Origin of the sequence: Ponticoccus litoralis (genome assembly GCF_039769985.1) — a bacterium.
GTDB classification, from domain to species: Bacteria; Pseudomonadota; Alphaproteobacteria; order Rhodobacterales; family Rhodobacteraceae; genus Ponticoccus; species Ponticoccus litoralis.
The window spans coordinates 3,670,396-3,689,846 of the sequence record NZ_JBDNCH010000002.1 but is presented as its reverse complement, the minus strand read 5'-3'; the positions used below and the strand labels follow the sequence as shown (position 1 = coordinate 3,689,846).

Annotated in this window: 11 protein-coding genes and 4 pseudogenes; 11 read left to right on the top strand and 4 right to left on the bottom strand. The window is 67.5% G+C overall.

Features of this window, described 5'->3' with window-relative positions; genetic code table 11:
- Positions 1 to 198: 198 nt before the first annotated feature.
- From ABFB10_RS19275 to ABFB10_RS19250, 6 genes and pseudogenes are all read left to right on the top strand, one after another.
- Positions 199 to 1,312: pseudogene (locus ABFB10_RS19275) on the top strand (Ppx/GppA phosphatase family protein).
- A gap of 91 nt (positions 1,313 to 1,403) precedes the next feature.
- Positions 1,404 to 2,114 (top strand): RlmE family RNA methyltransferase, encoded by a 711-nt coding sequence (locus ABFB10_RS19270; RefSeq protein WP_347167730.1) that lies wholly within the window; start codon positions 1,404 to 1,406, stop codon positions 2,112 to 2,114.
- A 178-nt stretch (positions 2,115 to 2,292) separates the two neighbouring features.
- Positions 2,293 to 2,754 carry a lipocalin gene (locus ABFB10_RS19265; protein WP_347168071.1) on the top strand — a complete coding sequence of 154 codons (462 nt, stop codon included), beginning with the start codon at positions 2,293 to 2,295 and terminating at the stop codon, positions 2,752 to 2,754.
- Complete coding sequence (locus ABFB10_RS19260; RefSeq protein WP_347167729.1) at positions 2,751 to 4,160, top strand: carnitine 3-dehydrogenase; 1,410 nt, start codon at positions 2,751 to 2,753, stop codon at positions 4,158 to 4,160. The genes ABFB10_RS19265 and ABFB10_RS19260 overlap by 4 nt, the downstream gene beginning before the upstream one ends.
- Positions 4,161 to 4,221: 61 nt before the next feature.
- On the top strand, positions 4,222 to 5,487 hold the full coding sequence (locus ABFB10_RS19255; protein WP_347167728.1) for a glycerate kinase type-2 family protein: 1,266 nt from the start codon (positions 4,222 to 4,224) through the stop codon (positions 5,485 to 5,487).
- A gap of 847 nt (positions 5,488 to 6,334) precedes the next feature.
- Positions 6,335 to 7,210 (top strand): glycosyltransferase family protein, encoded by an 876-nt coding sequence (locus ABFB10_RS19250; RefSeq protein WP_347167727.1) that lies wholly within the window; start codon positions 6,335 to 6,337, stop codon positions 7,208 to 7,210.
- Positions 7,211 to 7,904: 694 nt separating this feature from the next.
- On the opposite strand, the pseudogene ABFB10_RS19245 reads toward ABFB10_RS19250, so the two are convergent.
- Positions 7,905 to 9,276, bottom strand: a pseudogene (locus ABFB10_RS19245) (M20/M25/M40 family metallo-hydrolase).
- Positions 9,277 to 9,735: 459 nt separating this feature from the next.
- On the opposite strand from ABFB10_RS19245, the gene hemA reads away from it, so the two are divergent.
- The 3 genes and pseudogenes from hemA to ispG all read left to right on the top strand — a co-directional run bounded on the left by hemA (position 9,736) and on the right by ispG (position 14,295).
- Positions 9,736 to 10,965 carry a 5-aminolevulinate synthase gene (hemA, locus tag ABFB10_RS19240; RefSeq protein ID WP_347167726.1) on the top strand — a complete coding sequence of 410 codons (1,230 nt, stop codon included), beginning with the start codon at positions 9,736 to 9,738 and terminating at the stop codon, positions 10,963 to 10,965.
- A 140-nt stretch (positions 10,966 to 11,105) separates the two neighbouring features.
- A complete protein-coding gene (locus ABFB10_RS19235; protein ID WP_347167725.1) occupies positions 11,106 to 13,007 on the top strand; it encodes a helix-turn-helix domain-containing protein in 1,902 nt (633 codons plus the stop codon).
- A gap of 159 nt (positions 13,008 to 13,166) precedes the next feature.
- Positions 13,167 to 14,295 (top strand): annotated as a pseudogene (gene ispG / locus ABFB10_RS19230) (flavodoxin-dependent (E)-4-hydroxy-3-methylbut-2-enyl-diphosphate synthase).
- Positions 14,296 to 14,368: 73 nt separating this feature from the next.
- On the opposite strand, the gene ABFB10_RS19225 reads toward ispG, so the two are convergent.
- The 3 genes from ABFB10_RS19225 to ABFB10_RS19215 form a co-directional block, all read right to left on the bottom strand.
- On the bottom strand, positions 14,369 to 14,788 hold the full coding sequence (locus tag ABFB10_RS19225) for a disulfide bond formation protein DsbA (RefSeq protein WP_347167724.1): 420 nt from the start codon (positions 14,786 to 14,788) through the stop codon (positions 14,369 to 14,371).
- Complete coding sequence (locus tag ABFB10_RS19220; RefSeq protein ID WP_347167723.1) at positions 14,785 to 15,549, bottom strand: DsbA family protein; 765 nt, start codon at positions 15,547 to 15,549, stop codon at positions 14,785 to 14,787. The genes ABFB10_RS19225 and ABFB10_RS19220 overlap by 4 nt, the downstream gene beginning before the upstream one ends.
- Positions 15,550 to 15,618: 69 nt before the next feature.
- Positions 15,619 to 16,929, bottom strand: coding sequence for a M48 family metalloprotease (locus ABFB10_RS19215; protein ID WP_347167722.1), 1,311 nt, complete (start codon positions 16,927 to 16,929; stop codon positions 15,619 to 15,621).
- Between the two features lie 62 nt (positions 16,930 to 16,991).
- Between ABFB10_RS19215 and ABFB10_RS19210 the strand changes: the two are divergent.
- A pseudogene (locus ABFB10_RS19210) lies at positions 16,992 to 18,150 on the top strand (pyridoxal phosphate-dependent aminotransferase).
- A gap of 78 nt (positions 18,151 to 18,228) precedes the next feature.
- Positions 18,229 to 19,437 carry an N-acetylmuramoyl-L-alanine amidase gene (locus ABFB10_RS19205; protein WP_347167721.1) on the top strand — a complete coding sequence of 403 codons (1,209 nt, stop codon included), beginning with the start codon at positions 18,229 to 18,231 and terminating at the stop codon, positions 19,435 to 19,437.
- The last annotated feature ends 14 nt before the right edge of the window (positions 19,438 to 19,451 follow it).

The window sequence follows — 19,451 nt, the reverse complement described above, 5'->3', positions numbered from 1 at the left end:
TGTCACCGGCGACGTCGCATGCCCCGCGCGTTAAGGACATCCCGCCGGGCCGGTCAGGCCCGGCCCCGGTGGCACATATGCGCTGCTGCTCGTACCGAATTTTCAGCCCTGTCGGCGGGGCGCCTTTACGGCTCTTGCGCGGTGCCGGTCGCCCGCGTATCGTGATCCACAAGTAGATATCGGAAAAGGCGCATCGTCATGGCGCCAGAGCGTCCCAAGGCAGCGGGCGCTTTCCCGAAACCGGTCGAGAGTCCCGCGCCTGAACGGCCCGATCCGAATGCGTTGTATGCTGCGCTGGATCTGGGCACCAACAGTTGTCGCATGCTGATTGCCCAACCCAAGGGCAGCCAGTTTCACGTGCTGGACAGTTTCTCGAAGTCGGTCCAGCTGGGCCAGGGGCTTGAGAAATACGGAAAACTCAGCCGCGCCTCGATGGGGCGGACGGTTTCCGCTCTGCGCGTCTGCCGGCAGAAGATCGAACGGCACAAGGTCTCGCGCATGCGGCTTGTGGCGACAGAAGCCTGCCGCCGGGCGCGCAATGCCCGCGAGTTCATCCGGCACGTCAAGGCCGAGACCGGCCTGAGCCTGGAAATCATCCAGCCCGAGGAAGAAGCGCGTCTTGCGATGATTTCCTGCGCGCCGCTGGTGTCCACCAAGACCGAGCAGCTGCTGGTTGTCGACATCGGCGGCGGGTCCACCGAGCTGGTGTGGATCGACCTCAGCCGGGTCGAGCCGCGCGAACGCCCGCGGGCGATCATGCGCCTGCATGCCGGGTTCCACCCGCCCGACAGCCCCTTTCCGACCGCGAAGGTGGTGGACTGGATCTCTGTGCCGCTGGGCGTGGCGACCCTGCGGGACCAGTTCTCGGATGTGGTGGACGACGCCGGGCGCTATGCGCTGATGAGCTGGTATTTCGAAGAAAACCTTGCGGAATTCAGCCCCTATCAGGATGAGCAGGCGCGGGAGGGGTTCCAGATCGTGGGCACCTCGGGCACCGTCACGACGGTCGCGGCCTCGCATCTGGGCCTGCGGCGCTACGACCGGACCAAGGTGGACGGGCTGCGCATGACCTCTGACCAGATCGAAGCGGTGATCCGGGGCTATCTTGAATTGGGTCCGTACCGGGCGGCGGCGGGATCCGCGCATCGGACCGGACCGGCACGCGCTGATCATGTCCGGCTCGGCGATCCTTCAGGCGCTTTTGCGGGTCTGGCCGACGGATCGGCTTTCGGTGGCCGACCGGGGGCTGCGCGAGGGACTTTTGTATGCGCAGATGTCGGCGGATGGCGTTCTGGAAGATGGGCCATTATAGAACGATTTTTCGGGGAAAATCGTACGGGGGGCGCTGCCCCCGTCCTTCGGACTCCCGGGATATTTTTGGACAGAAGAAACAGGGGGCCGGGATGGCAAAGGAGCCGAAGAACTCTTCGGGACGCGGGCAACGCGATCTGAAGGTCAAGGTCAAGACTGCGCGGGGGCGCAAGACCTCGTCGACGCGCTGGCTGCAAAGGCAGTTGAACGACCCCTATGTGAAGCGCGCGAGGCTTGAAGGGTATCGTGGAAGAGCGGCCTTCAAGATTCTGGAAATAGACGATAAATACAGGTTTTTGGTGCCCGGCGCCCGGGTGGTCGACCCGGGCTGCGCACCCGGCGGCTGGTGCCAGGTTGCGGTGCCGCGCGTCAATGCGCTTGGCGAGAAGAGCGGCAAGGCGCAGGGCTTTGTGCTTGGGGTTGACCTGCAGGCTGTCGATCCGATTGCCGGCGCCGAGCTGCATCAGCTCGACTTCATGGAGGACGGTGCCGACGACAAGGTGAAAGCCTGGCTTGGCGGGCGCGCGGATGTGGTGATGTCGGACATGGCGGCGGCCTCGTCGGGGCATAAGCAGACCGATCACCTGCGGATCATTTCGCTGTGCGAGGCGGCGGCGGAGCTGGCCTTCGACGTGCTCGAACCGGGCGGGACCTTCGTGGCCAAGGTGCTGGCGGGCGGCGCTGAAGGATCCCTGCAACAGATCCTCAAGCAGCGCTTCGCCAAGGTGGCGAATTACAAACCTCCTGCAAGCCGTTCCGATTCCTCTGAAAAGTTTGTCGTCGCCACGGGGTTCAGGGGCTGAGCGCCAGGGTCTTGACCCTTTGACCGGCGCGCGCTTCGGGCTGCGCGCCGCATTGGATCCCTGTGGCCCTGTGCTTTGCGACACCTTCGCGGCGCCGAAAAAGCCGCGCCGGGGATTGACCATTGCCCTGGCGGGCGGTCTGTTTCCGGCAGGCTGGTTGAGGAGAGGTTGGGTGGCGATGATAGGGATGCGGTGGTGGGCCTTCTGCGTCCTGACGGGATGCACCGCACTGGAGGCGCCGAATACCTCTATATCGGTTCCGATGCGCAATCCGACCGCTTCGGTCGCGTCGCAATCCGACGTCACGGTCGGTCGGCTCTCCGGTCCCTGGTGGATCGTGCAGGGCGCCGGTGTGGCGCCGGGCGGCATGGTTCGGGTGGAGGCAGAGAGGATCGTTCTGGACGGCGTCGCCCTGCCGCTTCGCCCCTTGGGCGAAGGCCGGTTCCGCATGGGCGACGAGGTGGTCTGGGTGCATTGGCTGGACTTTGACAACCGGACGGCGGCCCTGGGCAATCCCGACGGCTCGCGGGTCTGGATCATGGATCGCATCGGTGATCCGGGGGAGAGGCTGGACGCCGCCCGCGACGTCCTGGCCTGGTACGGCTATGACGTGTCCCGGCTGGACGGGGCGCCGCAATGAGAAAGCTGGCCTGCGTCATCGGCGGCGGCGTGATCGGGGGCGGCTGGGTGGCGCGTTTCGCCTTGATGGGCTGGGAGGTTCGGGTCTTCGATCCGGATCCGCGCGCCGCCGAGAGGATCGGCGCCGTCGTGAAAGGCGCAGAGCGGGCCTTGCCGATGCTGTTCGAGTCCCCCATGCCAAAGCCGGGAGGGGTGAGTTATCACGCGACGCTCGCCGAGGCGGTGCAGGGTGCCAGCTATATCCAGGAAAGTGTTCCCGAAGATCTGGACCTGAAAGTCAAAGTTTTTCAGGAAGTTCAGTGCCATTGTTCCTGTGATGCTGTCATTGCATCCTCGACAAGCGGTTTCCGACCGTCGCAGCTGCGCGAGGGGCTGGAGCGGCCCGGGCAGCTTGTCGTGGCGCATCCCTTCAACCCGGTTTACCTTCTGCCACTGGTGGAGTTGGTTCAGGGCGCGAATGCCGATCCATACTTTACTGATAAAGCAGAGGAAATTCTGACGGGTATCGGGATGTATCCGCTGCGGATCAGGTCCGAGATCGACGCTCATATCGCCGATCGGCTGCTGGAGGCGGTCTGGCGCGAGGCACTTTGGCTTGTGAAGGATGGTCTCGCCACGACGCAGGAGATCGACGATTCGATCCGCTATGGCTTCGGTCTGCGGTGGGCGCAGATGGGGCTGTTCGAGACCTATCGCATCGCCGGGGGCGAAGCCGGGATGGCGCATTTCCTGGAAAAGTTCGGTCCGGCCCTGAAATGGCCCTGGAGCAGGCTGACGGAGGTGCCGGACCTCGATGCGGACCTGGTGAAAACCATTGCGGATCAATCGGATGCGCAGTCCGGAAATCGGGGCATCCGGGATCTGGAACGCTTGCGAGACGACAACCTCGTGGCGATCCTGCGGGCGTTGAAGGGGCAGGGTGCGGCGGCGGGCAAGCTGTTGAAAGAGCAGGATGATCGCCTGCGTCGCCCGCTTGGCGACGGGGTGCCGCTGGTGACGGTGCGAAGAAAGGTGCCGGTCGACTGGACCGACAGCAACGGGCACATGAACGAGGGGCGCTACGGGCAGGTCTTCAGCGATGCCTCGGAGGCGCTGATGGCGCATGTTGGTGCCGATCAGGCCTATATTGCGGCGGGGAACAGCTATTTCACCGCCGAAACCAACATCAGGTATCGCGCGGAAACCCTTGCCGGAGAAGATATTGTTGTCGAGACGCGTGTCGCGCTTGGCGCCGGGAAGAAGCTGCGCCTTTTGCATGAGATGAAGGGGGCCAATGGCGATCTGCGCGCCACCTGCGACCAGTTCCTGCTGCATGTATCGCTTCAGACGCGGCGCTCTTGCCCTCCGCTGCCGGATGTCCGACAGAGGATAGAGGCCTTGGCCAGCCTGCATGACAGGGCGCGCTGACCAAGGGGGAGGCAACCGGTCAGAGCGGTGTTCTGGCCGGGCCGAAGGAGGAGACAACGACATGGATGACCGCGCCTTTCTGACGGGGCTGTTCGAGACGGCGGTTGCTGCCGCCGATCCGAAAAGGGCGCTGGCGCCCGTCTTGCCGGAAAAACCGAAGGGCCGCACCGTGGTCGTCGCGCTTGGCAAGGGCGCGGCGCAGCTGGCCGCGGCCTTCGAAGAGCTGTGGGAGGCGCCGGTCGATGGGGTCGTCGTGACGCGCTACGGCTATGCGGCGCCCTGCCGCCACCTGCCGGTGCTGGAAGCGGCGCACCCGGTGCCGGACGCGGCGGGGGAAAAGGCGGCGCAGGCGGTTTTCGACGCGGTCGAGGGGCTGACGGAGGATGACCTTGTGGTTGCGCTGGTCTGCGGCGGCGGTTCGGCCCTGCTGCCTGCGCCGCCGGAGGGTCTGACGCTGGAGGACGAGCAGGCGCTGAACAAGGCCCTGCTGGCCTCGGGCGCGCCCATCGGCGTGATGAACGCGATCCGCAAGCATGTCAGCCGGATCAAGGGCGGGCGGCTGGCCGCCGCCTGTGCGCCGGCGCGGGTCGTCAGCCTTGTGGTCTCGGACGTGCTCGGGGACGATCCGGCGCAGGTGGCCTCGGGGCCGACGGTGCCGGATGCGGTGACCCGCGAGCATGCGCTGGCGCTGATCCGTGCCCGGGGCATTCGACTGCCAGAGCGGATCATGGCCCATATCGAGGGAGAGGGCGCCTCGGCCCCCTTGCCGGACGACCCGGTTTTTGCGCGCAACGAGGTCAGTGTCATCGCCTCGGCCCGGCTGTCGCTGGAGGCCGCGGCAGAGCGGGTCCGGGCGGCGGGGTTCGAGGCCGCGATCCTGTCGGACGCGATCGAGGGCGAGGCGGCGGATGTCGGCGCGGTCCATGCGGCCATCACGCGCGAGGTGGTCCTGCGCGACCGTCCCTTCACCAAGCCGGTGGTGATCCTGTCGGGCGGCGAGACCACGGTGACGCTGGGCGATACGCCGGGCCGGGGCGGGCGCAACACCGCCTTCCTGCTGGGCTTTGCCGAGGGCATCGAGGGGCTGGAGGGCATCACGGCGCTTGCGGCGGATACCGACGGGATCGACGGCAGCGAGGACAACGCCGGGGCCTTCGCCGACGGCGGGACGCTGGCGCGCATCCGGGAAAAAGGGCAGGATCCCCGGCGTTTCGTGCAGGATCAGGACCCTTACGGGGCATTCGATACCATTGGCGATATCTTTGCGCCGGGCCCGACCGGGACCAATGTCAACGATTTTCGGGCGATCCTCGTGCGCGAGGCCTAGCCGTAGTCGTAGCCCAGCCGCACCTCCAGCGTCAGGTCCAGCTGCGTGCGCAGAAAGGCGAGGTCGTCGACCGACAGCGCCCGGGGCGTCTCGGGGCGCTCTGCCACGGCGGGCCGGAACCCGGAGCCGAGGCGCCTGACGACCGTACCGGAAGGGCTGGGCCGGGGCGGGCAGCTCCAGCGCCGCGCTGACCGCCTGGACAAAGCCCTCGGGGTTGGCCTGCGCCAGTTCCATCCGGCACAGCAGCACCGTGCAGCCGCGTTCCAGATAGGACAGCAGCGCCTCCAGCTTGGTCCGGCGCAGGGCGAAGAGGTTGGCGAAGGCCTGCCCGGTCAGCGGGTGGCGGTCGTGTTGCAGGGGGCGCCCGGCGCCGCCCAGTGCGGCGACCTGCGGAAAATAGCGCGGATGGTCCGCGACCGTGGCCCATTCGGCGCGCAGGAACGCGTCAAAGGGCAGGCGCTGCATCGCCGCCGGGCAATGCCAGGGCTTGGCGTGCATCGACAGGGCCCAGGCGCGGGCGTCGCGGAGGCAGGCCACCACCATGGTCTCTGCCGGGATCGCCGTCATCTGGGGAAAGCCGTGTTTCCAGCCAAGCTCTTCCGTCGGTTTCAGCGCCGTGTTTCGCCCCAGCAGGCGCTTGACCAGATTGGTGCCCGAGGACCGCTCTCCGAAGACCTGAAAGCGGGTCGGTGCGGTGTCCGTGCGCAGGATCTGAAGGCCCTGTGTCGCGAAGGCGGGGCTGAGGCGGCTGCTCATGTCGCGTCCTTTTTCGCGCGATCCTAGGCCTTCGCCGCATGGAAGGCGATTCCGTTCTGCGCTAGGCTGCGGCAAAACAAGGAGCCCTCGCATGCAATCCGACGTGGCCGCCGTGACCATGGTCCGCGACGATCCCTTCTTTCTGAAGGCCTGGCTGCGGCACTACGGCGGCCTGCTGGGTCGCGAGAACTGCACGGTCATCAACCACGGGCACGGCGCGGCGGTGGCGCGGCTGGCCGAGGGCTGCAACGTCATCGGCATTCCCGGCGACCCGCACCCGAACTTCGACATGAAGCGGTGGCGGCTGTTGAACAACGTGGTGCAGGGGCTGCGCTGCTATTACCGGCACGTGATCGTGGGCGACGTCGACGAATTGGTGGTGGTCGATCCCGAGGACGGGCGCGACCTGCTGAGCTACCTGCGCGACACGCGTGGCAAGCGCATCCTGACGCCCTTGGGGCTGGAGGTGATCCACCGCACCGACCTTGAACCGGCGCCGGTGACGGACCGCATCCTGGGGCCGCGCCGCCACGTCCGGTTGGCGCCGCATTACTCGAAGCCCTGCATCGTCAGCCATGGCGCCAAGATCGCCCGGGGCGGGCATTTCACCCAGTACGACACGCTGCACACGCCGGAGGCGCTGTACCTGCTGCACCTGAAGTTCTGCGACTTCGACACCTATGTGCAGACCATGAACGCCCGCAACCGCGTCACCGAAGAGGTGGGGGCCAGCGTGCAGGAGGCGGCGATCGGGCGGCACTGGTTCGCCGAGGCGCGGGGCGAGGACCGGGCGGTGTTCGACGGGTTCCACGCGCAGGAGGTCCGCGAGGATTTTGACCTTGGCTGGGTGCGCAGGCGGATGCACCGATCCCGGGCGCCGCGCGGAGAGACCGGCTACTGGGCCTTCAAGCGGCCCGATTACGCCGAACAATACCGTCTGCCCGAACGGTTCACCGGGCTGGTCTAGCGGCTGGAAGAGGCGACGAAGGACACCGTCTCGATCCGGATGCCGGGGAGGGTGTCTTCCAGCGCGGCTCCGGCCTGCGACAGGACGGTCCGGGAATGCCCGTCCAGCATGCCAAAGCCACTGGGTCCAGAGGCTGGCGGGGGTGTAGAACAGCATCAAGGCGCCAAGCGCCCCAAGCAGGATGCCGCCCGAGTTCCGCTTCTTGTTGCCGCCATGGAACAGCCAGCGCGCGATATGCAGCAGGATCATCACCGCCGAAACGGCCAGAAGCACGGTCAGCCCGGCGAAGATCCACGGGTGATACTCTGTGGGCAGGCTGCCCTCTCGCAGCGATCCGGCGATGTGGTCTCGTGCCGTTGGCGATCGCGGTGACCGTGTAGATCCAGCCGAAGCCCAGCAGCGTCGAGACGGTGCGGCGGCGTGGCCTGCGGTCCTTCGCATAGGCCGCCTCGCCGTGGGTATGGAATTTCGGGTCCACGCGGCGCACGCGCAGCATGAAATCCGAGTGGGTCTGTTTCGTCAAGGTCCGTGCCATACCCTTGGTCTAGGGGGCGATTCAGGCAAATTCGGGGTGGATCTGGGCGAAACCGCCGTAATCCACCGCCGCAATACGCAAAGTTTTAACCTTTTGCGCGTGACGCTGCGTGAGGCGCGGGCCGGATCGGGGTGAACACCCGACCCGGCCCGCCTGCGGTCAGGTGATCGCGTCCAGAACGCGCGCCCAGCTGCGGATGCCCTTCTGAAAGCTCTCGACGTCGTATTTCTCGTTCGGAGAGTGGATCTGGTCGTCGTCCTTGGCCCAGCCGACCAGCATGGTGTCCATGTCCAGGATGGTCTTGAAGTAGCCCGCCACCGGGATCGACCCGCCGCAGCCGGTGAAGGCGGCGTCGTGGCCCCATTCGGCGCCCAGCACCGCGCGCGCCTGTTCGAAGGCCGGGTGCTCGGTCGACATCTGCCCGGCTCGGAGAGGCGCCGTGGCCGTGGAACTCTGCGGTCACATCCTCGGGCAGCTGCGCCTGCACCCAGGCGCGAAAGCTTTCGCGGATGGCGTGGGGATCCTGCTGGCCGACCAGCCGGAAGGACACCTTGGCCGAGGCCTTGGAGGGCAGCACCGTCTTGAAGCCGTCGCCGGTATAGCCGCCGATGATGCCGTTGACCTCTGCGGTGGGTCGCGACCAGATCATTTCCAGCGGGGTCTTGTCGGTCTCGCCCGCCGGTTGCGACAGGCCGACGCCGCCAAGGAAGGCGCCATGGTCGAAATTCAGCGCCTGCCACTGCTGCGCCATGTCCTCGGGCAGATCCGGCACGCCTTCATAGAAACCGGGCACCTGGATCCGGCCCGCCACGTCGTGCAGGTTGGCGAGGATCTTCGCCAGCACCCGGATCGGGTTGATCGCGGCGCCGCCGTACATGCCCGAATGCAGATCCTTGTCGGGGCCGGTCAGGGTGATCTCTTCGCCCAGAAGCCCGCGCAGCTGCGTCATGATCGCCGGCACGCGGGATTCAAAAAGGCCGGTGTCGCAGATCAGCGCGAGGTCGGCCTTCAGCTCTTCCGCGTTCTCCTTGAGGAAGGGGATCAGCGAGGGCGACCCGCTTTCTTCCTCGCCCTCGAAGAAGAAGGTGATGCGACAGGGCAGGGTGCCGTTGACCTCTTTCCAGGCGCGGCAGGCCTCTACGAAGGTCATCAGCTGGCCCTTGTCGTCGCTGGCGCCGCGTCCGCGGATCACCCGGCCCTTGGGCGTTTCCTCGATGGCGGGGTCGAAGGGATCGCGGTCCCACAGTGTCAGCGGGTCCACCGGCTGCACGTCGTAATGGCCGTAGAACAGCACATGCGGGCCGTCCCCGGGCACATGGCCCACGACCATCGGGTGGCCGGGGGTCGGGCGCTTCTCGGCGGCGATCCCGAAAGAGGCAAGGTCGGCCACCAGCCAGTCTGCGGCGCGGTCGCATTCCGCCTTGTAGGCCGGGTCGGTCGAGATCGAGGGAATGCGCAACAGGGCCATCAGCCGGTCCAGCGCGGCGGGCATGTCGGCGTCGATACGCGAAAGGGTGGCGTCGAGGGTCATCATCTGCTCCGGCGTTTTTGGTTTGACCGGACCCTAACAGGGCGGCGCCTGCTGTCCAGTGGACGGACTGTTGACGGACCGGTGCTGCCGGTGCGCGGCGGGGAAACCCGCCGAGCGGCCCCGTGCCCATGCTGCGACAGCCCGGGTTTCCCGCCCGCGGCGCGGTGCCGGGCGGCGCGCGCCCTGCCGGGCATCGCCGACATTCGAATCGCGGCCTCCGGGGTGGCGGGGCAATCCTGTTTCCGATATGCGCCTTTTCGCGCGGACCCGCGCCAATGGTCGCAAGTCCGGCTCCGGGCACTTGACCTGGATCAAGGCTGCGACGGAAGGTCCGAGGGCAAAGAGGTGGACAGACAAAAGCCTTGGCTTTAGTTATTCACGAAGCTGAATGCGGATCAACCACCCGCAGGCAAAGGGCCATTGCAGCGCAGGGCCCGAAGAACTGGAAGGACGCGCGCGATGGACTATACGGCGAAGCTGGACGAGGCCCTGAACCGCCTGCACGAAGAAGGCCGCTATCGGACCTTCATCGACATCGAGCGGACCAAGGGTCAGTTTCCGCATGCCATCCGCCGCAAGTCCGACGGGACCGAGCAGCCGATCACCGTCTGGTGCGGCAACGACTACCTTGGCATGGGCCAGCACCCGGTTGTTCTGGAGGCCATGCACGAGGCCATCGACGCCACCGGCGCCGGGTCGGGCGGCACGCGCAACATCTCGGGCACCACGGTCTATCACAAGGGGCTGGAGGCAGAGCTTGCCGACCTGCACGGCAAGGAAGCCTCGCTGCTGTTCACCTCGGCCTACATCGCCAATGACGCGACGCTGTCGACCCTGCCGAAGCTGTTCCCCGGCCTGATCATCTATTCGGATGAGCTGAACCACGCCTCGATGATCGAGGGCATCAAGCGCAACGGCGGCGCCAAGCGCATCTTCAAGCACAACGATCTCGACGACCTGCGGGCCAAGCTGGAAGCCGACGATCCCGAGGCGCCCAAGCTGATCGCCTTCGAATCGATCTACTCGATGGACGGCGATTTCGCCCCGATCGAGGCGATCTGCGATATTGCCGACGAATTCGGTGCGCTGACCTATATCGACGAGGTGCACGCGGTGGGCATGTACGGCGCGCGCGGCGCCGGCGTGGCCGAGCGCGACCGCCTGATGCACCGGCTGGACATCATCAACGGCACGCTGGCCAAGGCCTATGGCGTGATGGGCGGCTATATCGCCGCCTCCGAGAAAATGTGTGACGCCGTGCGGTCTTATGCGCCGGGCTTCATCTTCTCGACCTCGCTGGCCCCGGCGCTGGCCGCCGGTGCGCAGGCCTCTGTCGCCTTCCTCAAGACCTCTGCCGGTGCCAAGCTGCGCGAGGAACACCAGACGCAGGCGAAGATCCTCAAGACCCGGCTGAAGGCCATGGGCCTGCCGATCGTCGATCACGGCAGCCATATCGTGCCGGTCATCGTGGGCGACCCCAAGCACACCAAGCTGATGTCCGACATGATGCTGGACGGCTACGGCATCTACGTGCAGCCGATCAACTTCCCCACCGTGCCGCGCGGCACGGAGCGTCTGCGCTTCACCCCGTCCCCGGTGCATGGTCCGAAAGAGATGGATCACCTGGTTCACGCGATGGATGAACTCTGGAGCCATTGTGCGCTGAATCGTGCCGAAATGGCGGGCTGACCCCTGTAAAACCTGTCATGAACCTTGCGGTGTGGTAAGCTTGTCGTAATAAGCGGGCTACGCGAGTCGCTGTCCGTGGACAAGAACACGGGCAGTCACGGAAGTTGGGGAAGATGGGGCAGTCTCGCATGATTGGGCGCATGACCCAAAAACGCACCGATCCGGAGGACACGTCACAGCAAAGCTTTGACGACTACACGATGCGTCTGGGCGATGTCATGCGCGGCGAGCGGGCGACGCTGGGCAAGTCTCTGCTGGACGTCCAGAGAGAGCTTCGGATCAAGGCCAGCTACATCGCCGCCATCGAGAACTGCGACCCCTCCGTCTTCGATACTCCCGGTTTCATTGCCGGTTACGTCCGCTCTTACGCGCGCTATCTGGGCATGGACCCGGACGAAGCCTTTGCGCATTTCTGCGCCGAAAGCGGCTTTGCCGTTGCGCATGGCATGTCGCAGAAGGCCTCGACCATCCGCAAGGCCGATGCCGCCGATGTGACAGAGCGCGGGGGCCGGGCGCGCAATCCGCTGAGCGAACCGCTCATGCCCTTCGCCCCGGCTTCGGACGGGTTTCTTGCGAATATCGAACCGCGTGCCATCGGCTCTTCGCTGGTGCTGATCGGACTGATCGCCGGGATCGGCTACGGCGGCTACGCGGTGCTGCAAGAGGTCCAGCGCGTGCAGCTGGCCCCGGTGGACCAGACCCCCGTGGTCCTGAGCGAGCTGGACCCGCTGGATGCGGCGATCTCGCCTTCCGCCGCGCGCACAACCGAAGACGCCATGGCCGGTGTCTTCACGCCGCCCACGACAGAGGCCTTCGACCGGCTCTATCGCCCGCAGGCGCTGGACGTGCCGGTTCTGGTGGCCCGCGATGCGCCGATCTCGACGCTGGATCCCGAAGGCGTGGGTGTCTTCGGCGGCTCTGCCGCCGGTCTGCCGCGGGTTCAGGACAGCACCGTCGGCGCTGCTGCTCTGGCCGAGTCGCTGGTGGCGGGGGGCGCGCCGGGGGCCGGGGCGGCCGGTCCGCTGGCAGGGGCGCAGGGTGTCATGGTCGTGGCCGCGCGCCCGGCCTGGGTGCAGATCAAGGACGAAGGCGGTCGGGTCCTGTATTCCCGCGTCATGAATGCGGGCGACAGCTTTGCCGTGCCGCGCGACGCCCGCGCACCCGAGATCCGGGTGGGGGAATCCGGCGCCGTCTATTTCACCGTAAACGGCACCACCTACGGCCCGTCCGGTAGCCGGGGCACCGTGACCTCGGGCATCTCGCTGGCCGCCGCCGACCTGACGCAACGCTACCGGCCAGCAAGGCCCGGCGCCGACGACGATCTGATGTCGGCACTGGTTGCCCTTGATCTTCAGGCGCCGACCGCCGTTGCCGCCGCCCGGCCCGCGCCCGAACCGGTGCTGCGGATCAAGTCCCCGTCAGAGCCGTCGCCCGCGCTGCGTCCGCAGCATTTCGCGCAATACGCGCCGGCGGAACCGGTGATCCCGGTTTCCCAGCCAGAGCCCGCGCCGACCGCTGCCATCGCGGCGGCACAGCGTCCGGTCAACCCGCTGCCGCAGGTCATGGGCACCCCGGGCCGGCAGGCCGCACCGCGGCCCGATGCCCCGGTGCAACAGGCCGACGCCCGTCGCGACGTCCCTGCACAGGTGGCAGAGGCACAGCCCGAACGTCAGGTGCCGCAGGTCACCGCCACACCGGCGCCGGGCATCACCGTCGTCGCCACCGCCGCCACATGGGTCGAGGTCTCGCTGCCGTCGGGGCAAAAGATCTTCGCCGCCGAAATGCAGCCCGGCGACACCTACAAGGTGCCGCAGACCGCCGAAGCGGCCCGGATCTTCTCGGGCAACGCGGGCGGGGTCTATTTCGCGATGAACGGCCAGACCTACGGACCCTATGGCGAAAGCGGTCAGTTCGGGCGTGATCTGCAACTGGCCTCCTCGGACATCACGCAGCGCCTGCAGCTCGCCGACCTGAACCAGAACCAGACCCTGGCCAGGGTCGTGGCAGAGCTGAACCTGCAGTCGCAACTGCCGCCGCGCTGATGCGCGGGGCCTCTGTTCGGGGCAACCCCGACACATCTGGCGTGTGACACCTTCGTGACAGCAACCCCGTGACCCCGCGCCGCGCTTGAAGCGCATGGGCGGGGCCGCTACCTATGCCGCAACGGGCGCAGCCCATTCCGACCGAGAGGACGAACCGTCATGAGCCTCAATCCCGTCCGCCCCTGGCGCAATATCTACCGCCGCAAGTCGCGCCAGATCATGGTGGGCTCTGTCCCGGTGGGCGGCGACGCGCCGATTTCGGTGCAGACCATGACGAATACCGTCACCACCGACATTCCGGGCACCATCGCGCAGGTGCAGGCGGCGGCGGAGGCCGGGGCCGATATCGTGCGGATCTCGGTGCCCGATCAGGATCTCGTCCGGGGCGCTGAAAGAGATCGTGCGGGAAAGCCCGGTGCCGATCGTCGCGGACATCCATTTCCACTACAAGCGCGGGATCGAGGCCGCCGAGGCCGGCGCCGCCTGCCTGCGCATCAACCCGGGCAATATCGGCAGCCAGGAGCGGGTGCGCGAGGTCATCAAGGCGGCGCGCGATCACGGTTGTTCCATGCGCATCGGCGTCAACGCCGGTTCGCTGGAAAAGCACCTGCTGGAGAAATACGGCGAGCCGTGCCCCGATGCCATGGTCGAAAGCGGCATGGATCACATCAGGATCCTCGAGGACAACGATTTTCACGAGTTCAAGATCTCGGTGAAGGCCTCGGACGTCTTCCTTGCCGCCGCCGCCTACCAGGGCATCGCAGAGGCGACGGACAAGCCCATCCACCTTGGCATCACCGAGGCGGGCGGGCTGACCTCTGGCACGATCAAAAGCGCCATCGGCCTGGGCAACCTGCTGTGGATGGGCATCGGCGACACGATCCGCGTCTCGCTGTCGACCGATCCGGTCGAAGAGGTGAAGGTCGGCTACGAGATCCTGAAGTCGCTGGGCCTGCGCCATCGCGGGGTCAATATCATCTCTTGCCCCAGCTGCGCGCGGCAGGGGTTCGACGTCATCAAGACCGTCGAGGCGCTGGAACAGCGGCTGGAACATATCAAGACGCCGATGTCGCTGTCGATCATCGGCTGCGTGGTGAATGGCCCCGGCGAGGCGCTGATGACCGACGTGGGCTTCACCGGTGGCGGCAATGGGGCGGGCATGGTCTATCTGGCGGGCAAGGCCAGCCACAAGATGACCAACGACCAGATGATCGAGCATATCGTCGAAGAGGTCGAGAAGAAGGCCGCCGAGATCGACGCCCGCGAGGCGGCGCAGGCGGCGGAGTAGGGGAAGGCCCTTCGAAGGGCCTTCCGAAACGCTCTTCGAAGAGCGTTGAACGCCGCTTCCAGGCGGCTTTGTCTCACTCGGACAGGTAGCGTTCCAGCACGAAGGCGGGCATGTGGCCCCGGATCAGCCGGTCCGACATGACGTAGGCGGGCAGATCCTCCAGGGCCAGGGCCTCGTGCAGCGCCGCAGAGGCCGGGGCGCCGGTGTCGTGCAGGGCAACCGGATGGCCCGGGGCCTCCAGCTCTGTCCGGGCCGTGGCGCAGTCCGCACATTCGGGACCGACGAAAAGCGCGATCCGTTCCGCCTGCGGAAACAGCGCGCCCGCGTGCGCCGCGATCCGGTCGAGGTCGCGCTCGCGGTCCTCGGCATAGAGGTCGCCGGTCACCACCGGCACCTCGGCGGCGCGCAGGGCGTCGATGCGCTCGCGCAGGCTGTCCTGCGCCGAGGCGGCCCCCGCAAGGGCCGCCAGCATGAGTGTCAGGCGCAGGATCATTCCGCGCGCAGCTGCGCAACGATCTGTTGCATGCCCTGAAGCGGCACGTAGCCCCGCACCATCTGGTCACCGAAGACGAAGCTGGGTGTGCCGTTGATCTGCATGTCGATCGCCAGTTCGCGGGTCTCGGCGATGCGGCGCTGGACCTCGTCGCTGTCCATCTCGGCGGCGATGGCGTCGAAATCCAGCCCGAGCGTTGTCGCCATGCGGCTCAGCTGGGGCTCTCCCGGCGCGCCTTCCAGCGCGATCAGCGCGTCGTGCACCGCCTTGTAGGCCTCGTCGCCGGCGACGATCTGCGTGGCGATGGCGAATTTGGACGAGAGCACCGAGGCCTCTCCGAGGATCGGGAATTCCTTCACGATCAGGCGGATGTTGCCGTCTGCCGCGATCAGCTCGTCGACCTCGGGCTGGGCCTTGCGGCAGTAGCCGCAGCGGTAGTCCATGAACTCGACCACCGTCACGTCGCCCTCGGGGTTGCCGCCCACCCGGGAATAGCCGTCATTCAGCAGCCGGTCGAGATTGTCCGAGACCAGCGAGTCGTCGGCGGCGGCCTGCTGGGCGGCCTGCTGTTGTTCCAGCGCGGCGACCGCATCCATGATCACCTGCGGGTTCTCCATCAGGTAGGCGCGGACCTGGGCGCCGAAGGCGGCGCGCTGGTCTTCGGTCATGGCGTCGAAGTCAAAGCTGTCCTGCGCGAAGGCGGGCGCGGCGAGAAGGCTCAGCGCCGTGGCGGTGGCGGTCAGGGAAGGGCGTGTGAACATGGGGGACTCCGAATGGTTGAAGGTCAGTCTACAGGGTTGGCGGCGCGATCGAAATGGCCGGGCCGCGGATCATTTCGCGCGTTTGGCGGCGATCAGCACATCGTCGGCGCGCTGCCAGGCTGACGAGCCGCGCGGCAGGGCGCCAAGCGCGCGCTTGGCGTGCAGTTCGGCATCCTTCATGCGGCCCATCAGGGCGTAGCGCTCTGCCGTCACGACAGAGGCCATGGCCAGCTGGCCGGTCTGCGCATAGGCGACCGCGAGGTCGCGCAGGATGCGGGCGTCGCGAAAGTCGCGCGCGCGGGCCTGTTCCAGCGCCTGCAGGGCGCCCTTGGGGTTGCCGGCGGCAAGATGGGCGCGGCCCAGCCCGCCGAGGATCAGCGGCTCGCGCGGGGCGCGTGCGGCGGCGGCCTGATAGACCTGCACGGCGGCGCCGAACTGCCGCGATTCCAGCAGGATCTGGCCCTTGAGGTCCAGGAAATAGGCATCGCCCGGGCGGATCGCCAGCGCCCCGTCGATGGCCCGCAGCGCCTTGGACAGGTTCGACTGCCGGTGCCAGGCGACGGCCTCGCGCATCAGCGCGATGTCGCGGCTGCCCGAGGCGTCGAGCCGCCGCAGGGTCCAGTCCGGCGCCCGTTTGAAGGCCGAGAGCTTGCCGCTGGCGCGCTGGAACCAGTAGTTCGCCGTGGCGTCCTCGGGGATGCCGGTATGGCCCGCAATCATCCCCTCGACGGCGCGCAGCCGGTCGCGGGTCAGCGGGTGCGTCCGCATGTAGGGGTCCTGCCGACCGAGGCTCAGCGCCTCCTGCCCGCGAAAGAGGTCCAGCACTTCCTTCGCGCCGACGGGATCGGCCCCGGCCCGCAGCATGTAGCGTACCGAGGCCGCATCGGCGGCGGCTTCCTCGGCCCGGGTGTGGCTGAACAGCCGCCGCATGGCGGCGCTGTTCGAGCCGATGGCGATCCCGGCGGCCGCATCGGTCGATCCGGCGGCGGCGGCGGCCACCGACAGCAGCATGCCGAGGCCCGCGGCGGTACTGGCGTTGCGGACGTTCGACATGCGCCGGGTGATATGGCCATTGGCGATATGCGCCGCCTCGTGGGCGATCACCGCCTGAAGCTCGCGCGCGCTGCCCAGCCGCATGATCAGGCCCGAATGCAGGAAGATGTGCCGCGGGTCGGTCACGAAGGCGTTCAGGCTGCCGTTGTCGATCACCATGATCTTCACCCCCGACGACCCCAGCCCCGCCGCCGAGAGGATCGGCGCGGCAATCTGCTGAAGCGCGCGTTCCATGTCGGCATCGCGCAGAAGAACCGCGGCGGCGCGCGCGGGCAGGGTGGACAGCACAAGCAGCACCACGAGGGGCAACAGCCGAAGGAGAGACATTGACGCGGGGCTCCTGTCGCGGATAGGCGGACGGTATTCCGGCGCACAGTAGAGAGGCAGGCATGCGGAATTCAAGACGCGGTTCGGTCGATCCCTTCATCGTGATGGATGTCATGGAAGAGGCCCGCCGCCTCGAAGAGGCGGGGCGGTCCATCGTCCACATGGAGGTCGGCCAGCCCGGCACCCCGGCACCCGCAGGCGCCCGCGCCCGCGTGGCGGAGGCCATGGCGCAGGGCGCGCTAGGCTACACGGTCTCGCTGGGGCTTCCGGCCCTGCGGCAGAGGATCGCGGCACTTTACGGCGACTGGTACGGCGTGGACCTCGATCCCGGGCGGGTGGTGGTGACCAATGGTTCCAGCGGGGCCTTCCTGCTGGCCTTCACGGCCTTTCTGGACGCGGGCGACCGCATGGCGCTTGGCACGCCGGGTTACCCGTCCTACCGGCAGATCCTGCGGGCGCTGGACATCGAGGCGGTGGAAATCCCCGCCGCCGACGAGAACCGCCTGCAACTGGTGCCGGGCGATCTTGCCGGGGTGGACTATCAGGGGCTTCTGGTGGCCTCGCCGGGCAATCCCACCGGCACCATGCTGGATCGCGATGCGCTGGCCGCGCTGATCGCCGACGCGCAGGGGCGCGGCGCCTGCTTCTTCTCGGACGAGATCTACCACGGCATCGAATACGAGCGCAAAGCCGTCTCGGCGCTGGAAATCTCGGACGAGGTCTGCGTGATCAACTCGTTCTCGAAATACTTCTCGATGACCGGCTGGCGCATCGGATGGATGGTGGTGCCCGAGGACCGGGTGCGCCATGTCGAGCGGCTGGCGCAGAACATGTTCATCTGCGCGCCCCATGTCAGCCAGGTCGCGGCGCTCGGCGCGCTCGACTCCATCGAAGAGCTCGAGGCCAATCGCGCCGTCTATGCCGCCAACCGCAAGCGCATGATCGAGGGCCTGCCCGCCGCGGGCTTCGACCGGATCGCGCCGCCCGACGGCGCCTTCTACGTCTATGCCGATGTCAGCGAGCTGACCGACGACAGCCGCGCGCTGGCCAGCGAGATCCTGAACGAGGCCGGGGTGGCGGTGACGCCGGGGCTGGACTTCGACCCGGAACGCGGCGCCCGAACGCTGCGGTTTTCCTACGCCCAGTGGCACGGCGGAAATCGAAGAGGGCTTGGTGCGGCTTTCGGATTTCATGGCGCGGCGCGGCCCGGGCAAGGCCTGACCCGGCGCCCTGGTTGATGCGTGCATTGGCCCGGGCGGGGTGGTATCGTCGGGGCCAAATCACCGGGAACCGGGGCGGATGAGCAGAGCATTCCTTTACCTTTTGGCGCTTGGCCTCTGGGCCGCGCAGGCCGTGGCGCAGCCCGTGTCCGGCCTTGCCCGGTTCGAGGCCGGGCAGGTCAGCGACATCAGGGGCGGGGTCGCCGTGGACCTGGACCTCAGCCGGGGCGTGCCCTGGCGGCTGTTCACCCTCGACGAACCGCGGCGTCTGGTGCTGGATTTCCGCGAGGTCGACTGGACCGGCGCAGACCCGGAAGAGATGGCCCAAAGCGACAGCGTCGAGGCGCTGCGCATGGGGCCCTTCCAGTCGGGCTGGTCGCGGATGGTGGTGGATCTTGCGGAGCCGCTGGCGATCAGCAGCGCCTCGATGCGGGTCGACCGGGACAGCGGGCGGGCGGAACTGCGCCTGGCGCTGTCTCCGACCAGCGAGGAGGCCTTTGCCGAGGCCGCCGGGGCGACCGCGGACCCGGCCTGGGAGGGGCGCAGCCCGACCGCGCGCCGCACGGCGCCCCGGCAGCCCGGCGACCCGGTTGTCATCGTGCTGGACCCGGGACATGGCGGCATCGACCCCGGCGCAGAGCGCGACGGCGTCAACGAGGCCGACCTGATGCTGACCTTCGCGCAGGAATTGCGCGAGGTGCTTTTGCGGGCCGGGAACTACCGGGTGGCGCTGACCCGGACCGAGGATGTCTTTGTCTCGCTGGAGGCCCGGGTGGCCCGGGCCCATGACGCGGGCGCCGACCTGTTCATATCGCTGCACGCCGATGCGCTGGCCGAGGGTGCGGCGCATGGCGCGGCGGTCTATACCCTTGCCGAAGAGGCCTCGGACGCGGCCTCTGCCGCCCTTGCCGAGCGCCACAACCGCGACGACCTGCTGGGCGGGCTGGACCTCTCGGGCTCTGACGACCGGGTGGCGCAGGTGCTGCTGGATCTGGCGCGGGTCGACAATACCCCCCGTTCGCAGGCCCTGGCAGAGCATCTGGTGGATGGCATCCGCACTGCGCTGGGGCATGTCCACAAGGACCCGATGCGCCAGGCGGGCTTTTCGGTGCTGAAAAGCGCCGACATCCCCTCGGTGCTGATCGAACTGGGGTTTCTGTCGACGGCGCGCGACCTGAAGAACCTGCAGGATCCGGCCTGGCGTGCGGGCATGGCCGCGGGTATCCGCGACGGCATCGCCGCCTGGGAACTGGAAGACGCGGCGCTGGCGCGGTTGCGGCGGCAATAGGGGCGTTTCGGATC